Source organism: Peptoclostridium litorale DSM 5388 (assembly GCF_900141635.1).
GTDB classification, from domain to species: Bacteria; Bacillota; Clostridia; order Peptostreptococcales; family Peptostreptococcaceae; genus Peptoclostridium; species Peptoclostridium litorale.
This window is the reverse complement of sequence record NZ_FSRH01000029.1, coordinates 1-4885: the sequence shown is the minus strand read 5'-3', so window position 1 is coordinate 4885 and position 4885 is coordinate 1. Positions and strand designations below refer to the sequence as shown.

5 protein-coding genes and 1 pseudogene are annotated in these 4885 nt (G+C 34.7%); 4 read left to right on the top strand and 2 right to left on the bottom strand.

Translation table 11 applies throughout. The features are described from left to right. The 3 genes from istA (BUQ87_RS14750) to BUQ87_RS14740 all read left to right on the top strand — a co-directional run. Window positions 1–584: IS21 family transposase (gene istA, locus BUQ87_RS14750; protein ID WP_159434361.1), on the top strand; the 584-nt coding region annotated here is incomplete at its 5' end. A gap of 253 nt (window positions 585–837) precedes the next feature. Continuing rightward, window positions 838–1611: a transposase gene (locus BUQ87_RS14745; RefSeq protein WP_242943861.1), complete on the top strand. Its 774-nt coding sequence runs from the start codon at window positions 838–840 to the stop codon at window positions 1609–1611. 7 nt (window positions 1612–1618) lie between these two features. Then, window positions 1619–2233 carry a Mu transposase domain-containing protein gene (locus BUQ87_RS14740; protein ID WP_159434360.1) on the top strand — a complete coding sequence of 205 codons (615 nt, stop codon included), beginning with the start codon at window positions 1619–1621 and terminating at the stop codon, window positions 2231–2233. Window positions 2234–2303: 70 nt separating this feature from the next. Here the strand turns inward: BUQ87_RS14740 and istB are convergent, their stop codons facing one another. Continuing rightward, window positions 2304–3077, bottom strand: coding sequence for an IS21-like element helper ATPase IstB (gene istB / locus BUQ87_RS14735; RefSeq protein ID WP_038264179.1), 774 nt, complete (start codon window positions 3075–3077; stop codon window positions 2304–2306). After that, on the bottom strand, window positions 3071–4294 hold the full coding sequence (istA, locus tag BUQ87_RS14730) for an IS21 family transposase (protein WP_242943860.1): 1224 nt from the start codon (window positions 4292–4294) through the stop codon (window positions 3071–3073). The genes istB and istA (BUQ87_RS14730) overlap by 7 nt, the downstream gene beginning before the upstream one ends. Before the next feature lie 331 nt (window positions 4295–4625). On the opposite strand from istA (BUQ87_RS14730), the pseudogene BUQ87_RS14725 reads away from it, so the two are divergent. Beyond that, window positions 4626–4885, top strand: a pseudogene (locus BUQ87_RS14725) (ATP-binding protein); the annotation flags it as partial.

Below are 4885 nucleotides of genomic sequence, written 5' to 3'. Positions count from 1 at the left end.
AATTGTACAAAGAAAGTAGAGGCTATATACCACTTTCACACCCATCGGGCGAAGCCCAAGTTGATTTTGGCAAAGCTATGTTTTATGAAAATGATACAGCTATAAATGGACACTATTTAAGCTTATCCTTTCCTTATAGCAATGCTGCATATACACAGGTTTTCAAGGGTGAAAATCAAGAATGTCTTTTAGAGGGTCTAAAAACAATATTTGAGTATATGGGAAAAGTTCCGTATAAGATATGGTTTGACAATCTTTCAGCAGCAGTAGTTCTTGGTAAAAATAAAACTCGAAGCCTTGTAAAACAGTTTGAACAGTTTTCTCTTCACTATGGGTTTGAGGCAACCTTTTGCAACCCTAATAGCGGTCATGAAAAAGGTCATGTAGAAAATAAGATAGGCTATGTGAGAAGAAACATGTTTGTTCCTATTCCAAGGTTTACAAGCCTTGAAGATTATAATAAAGAATTACTTTTAAAAAGCGATTCTGACATGGATCGGAAACATTATATCAAAGATGTAAAAATATCTGATCTATTTGAAAAAGATAAAAAACAGATGATTAATCTTCCAATAGGTTGTTGAATAACTAAAATTACCAATGAAAAAGTCGTCCATTTCTAGTATTATGTTAAGCGCGAACAAAACAATCAAAAGAAAGGACGACCAATAATGATTGTAACACTTAACATGAAAAAAGATAACCCCTTTTATGCTGCTTGTAAAAAATTACAAGCAGTGTATGAGCAAGTTTTTGATAATCGAAAAATTTCCAAGGTTGGTAGACCTAAGAAATATTCAGATCTGCACATTTTTCAATGCTTCTTGTATAAAGGTTATGAACAAAATATATTGTCTCAGAGAACTTGAATGGGCATTAAAAAACGATGCCTTTGCTGCAAGAATAATAGGTCTTACAGATATTCCTGACCACTCAACATTATGCATCAGATTGAAGAAGATTGAAAATACAGCGTTTTTCCAAGTTTACAAGGCTTTTGTGTTTATGTTAAAACCAGATGTAAGAATTACCTCCATAGATTCAACTGCTTTGCGTAGCTCAAGATTCGACTCGGAAGCTAAATCGGGAAAAGGCACTCGACTAGGATGGTATACAGGTTATAAATTGCACTTGGTCAGCTCTTGCGATTTAATCCCGTTAGCCTTTGATATTACAACTGCTAATGTCTATGATAATAATTGTGAACAGTTAATAAAGCAACTCGATGACCACGATATTTTTGCATTACTAGGTGATGCAGCATACGATAGTGTGAAGCTGTTTGAATTATGTGAGCAAATGTCTATTCATTTATTGACTGACATAAATCTTCGTAGAGCTAAATCTGTAGAAAACATTAAAAATGAGTACAGAATCAGAAATTCACTTTATTTAGAGTCCCCAATAGGAGAAAAAATTTATAAGCACAGAATCTCAGTAGAACGTTTATTTTCAATCTTAAAAATGCGCTATGGGTTGGAAAATCCTAGACTATATGGTTTTAACAAGTACAAGTCCCATGTGATTTGGACTCTTTTGTTATACCTAATTGAAAAATTATTGGATAAAGATCAAGGGGTTGCATGCAATAATTTTCCTTGGAATAAATAGTAAAAATATGTTTTACAAAATATTTGTTTACAAACACTTAATTATTCAACAAGCTATTCCAAATAAAACATTTGATGTTGGTCGAATTATAAATGTAAAAGCTAATAAGTACGGTAAAGTTGAGTTTGAAACAAATATCTACTCAACTTCTCCTGCATATTCTGATGAGCAACTCATATTAAGAGTAACTGCAAACAAAGTAATTGTAATGAATAAGGAGTTCAAAGAGATAATAATTCATAAAAGAATATATGGTAAAAATAAAGAATCTATGAGGTGGCATCCTTACTTAAAAACGCTTGCCAAAAGGCCAAATGCAATAAAATACACGGATTTTTACAATATTCTACCTGACATTTGGAAAAATTACATTGAAAAACAGGATACGGATGGGAAAAAAGGTGCAATTAAAGCTCTCGATAAAATGATTGAAGAAGGAAATAGTGAAAGTATTGCGATAGTGTCAATAGCGTTTCTATTTTTCCGAAAATCTCCGTTCAAAAATTACCGTTTTCAACCGAAAACTATGCGTAAACTCAGTCGATTTTATTCCACGATCCTGTTTACAACGAGACTCTACAGACCTGTTTTCAGCATCAGAGACATCCAAGTATTCTGTTGATGCATCTTTTAGCCTAACAGGTCTGATTCTCATTATAAACAGGCTTTCGCGGCATAAATGTCACATACTGTTATTCTTCTTTACTCATTCTACTTGAGTTGAAAAATCCAGCTTTCTTCTTTTCTTTGATTCTATAGCTTTCACCTTTGATATTTATAGTTATTGAGTGATGAAGCAATCTGTCTAAAATTGCTGTCGCAACTACATTGTCTCCGAATATGTCTCCCCAATAGCCATATGACTTGTTGGATGTTATTATCAAAGAACCCTTTTCATAGCGCTCCGAGACGATCTGAAAGAAGTAATGGGCTATCTCACCATGCATCTCATTGTATCCCAATTCATCTATTACAAGGATATCCGGTTTTTGAAGCGTTTTGATCTTCCTGTGTATTTTCCCAGATTGAATGTTTTCGCTGATCATTTTTATTAGCTCATGAGCACTGACAAAATATGCTGTGTGACGATTTTTAATAGCCGCAAGCGCTAGTCCAACTGCTAAATGCGTTTTTCCAACGCCCGGAGGGCCTAGCAATATTATGTTTTCGCTGCGTTTTACAAACTGCAGAGTCAAAAGTTCTTTTATCCTGCGCTCATCCGCGCTTGGTTGGAATTCAAAGTCAAATTCATCAATCGTTTTTAAATATGGCAGCTTTGCAAGTTTTATGTTTGTCTTTATAGCACGTTGCCTTTTTGCCTCAATTTCAGCCCACAGGAGCTTGTCTAAAAATTCAAGATACGATATACTATTTTCAGATGCTTCTTCTGCGTGGTGATCGTATATTTGAGGAATAGACATGAATTTCAATTCTTCAAATGCAGCTAATAGTCTTTCGTTTAGCATTTGCCCATCACCCCTTCATCAAGAAGTTCGTCATAAATACTAAGTGGTCTTTCGTGCACTTTGGGGATTTGCTTTGGAATCAATTTAGGAGCTGTGGGGGCACCTTTCTTATGATTTCCCAGCATAATACCTTCAAAGTGCTTTTTATTTTCTACCAGTCCATACTTGTCAAATGACTTTTCATGCCTTGCGATCAACTTATTATCACTTGAATAAATTTCGATTCTCCCATTTTTCAGGTCTTTCGCACTTACATAACTTCCAATATATTTATGTGGAACTGAGTATCTTACAGTCTTATAAGATACAAACGAATCATTTGATACTTTTCTTTCCTCAACATAGCTGCTTTCGAAAGAAATCTTATTGAAAGGCTTCAGATTTTCGAGTTCAAATCTCTTGTCGGGCACTTCGTGCAATGTTCCATGAATTCTCTTGTTTGCTGTCAAGTCCGCCCAGCTAAGAGCCCTTTCATTTAGATTACTGATACCTGAGAATTCTCTTACTCTAGGCCAGAAGTTATTTCGTACATACTTGACCCCGTTTTCAACCTTTCCCTTTGTTCTTGGCGAATATGGCCTGCATCTAACCGGCGTAAAGCCGTGGTGATTAGCGAAAGCTAGGAAAGTTTTGTTCCATTTGGCTTCGCCATCTTTATTGCTATGGCTGACAACAGTCTTCATGTTGTCATAGAGAATAGTCTCACATACACCTTTGAAATATTCAAATGCTCTTTCATGGCAGCCTATGAGCGTGCTGATTTTCTCATCTTCTGTGAACTCAACATAGATTTTTCTCGAATAACCAAGAACCATTACAAAAGCGTGAATTTTTTTCTCTTTTCCTTCATACTCAAATTTAAATTCTCCCCAGTCAACCTGAGCCTGTTTTCCCGGAGCGGTTTCAAAGCGTGAGCTTGCTTTTGCTATTCTATTTTTTCTCAAAGGTTTCATGAAATCTCTTAATATGGTCATTTTACCCGTGTATCCTTGACTCTGTATTTCTTCGTATATGACAACAGCGTTAAAACATCCTTCATTCATCCTTTGCATGATATAGCTTTTGTAAAGTTCTAACTTAGATTCTTTCTTTTTGGTTCTCTTGTACTCAGGAGCCTTGTTTTGCTTGAGCCATGTGCTTATGGTTTTAGAGCTTTTGCCCATTATCTGAGCAATATCTTTAATATACAAGCCTTGGTTTTTCATATCTCTTATCATGAAAATTTCCTCCATTTTTATCACGGGACCTCACTCCTTCAGACTCATTCTTAAAGTGAGTATACCGTTTTTTATCGGTCATTTTCAATCGGATTATCTGTAGTTTACCACTGTTTATAACAATAGCAACAAATGCACTTAAAGAAACGATTGATAACGGAGTATTTGACATCGATAGCGTAATGACAACATATTACAGAATTAAAAATCCTCAGGCTAAAGAAATAAATGACATAAATATTGCAAATCACATTCCTCGGTTAAAAGGATATAAAACTGACATAAATATATATGACAGTTTTTTTGAAAGGAAGGTGCGTTAGCAATGTACTTGGAAAAAATAGAAAACTGTTGCAAACAGTTAAAACTAAGCACAAATATTTTGAAAAACATTCCAGAAATAAAAGCACAGAGCAATGAAGAATTTCTTGCTAAAATACTTGAAATGGAAGTTGAACACAGAGAAATAAACAGAAAACAAAGATATTTAAAACAAGCAAATTTTGACTTGATAAAAACCTTTGAAAACTACAGTTTTGATCAAATCGAAATCCCAGCAAACATAACTGTTGAAGAAATAAAAGCTGCCGC

Bases quoted from the DNA above. Each gene is read 5' to 3' on its own strand.
- BUQ87_RS14745 (WP_242943861.1), top strand. From the start codon at position 838: ATGAACAAAATATATTGTCTCAGAGAACTTGAATGGGCATTAAAAAAC.
- BUQ87_RS14740 (WP_159434360.1), top strand. From the start codon at position 1,619: ATGTTTTACAAAATATTTGTTTACAAACACTTAATTATTCAACAAGCT.
- istB (WP_038264179.1), bottom strand. From the start codon at position 3,077: ATGCTAAACGAAAGACTATTAGCTGCATTTGAAGAATTGAAATTCATG.
- istA (WP_242943860.1), bottom strand. From the start codon at position 4,294: ATGATAAGAGATATGAAAAACCAAGGCTTGTATATTAAAGATATTGCT.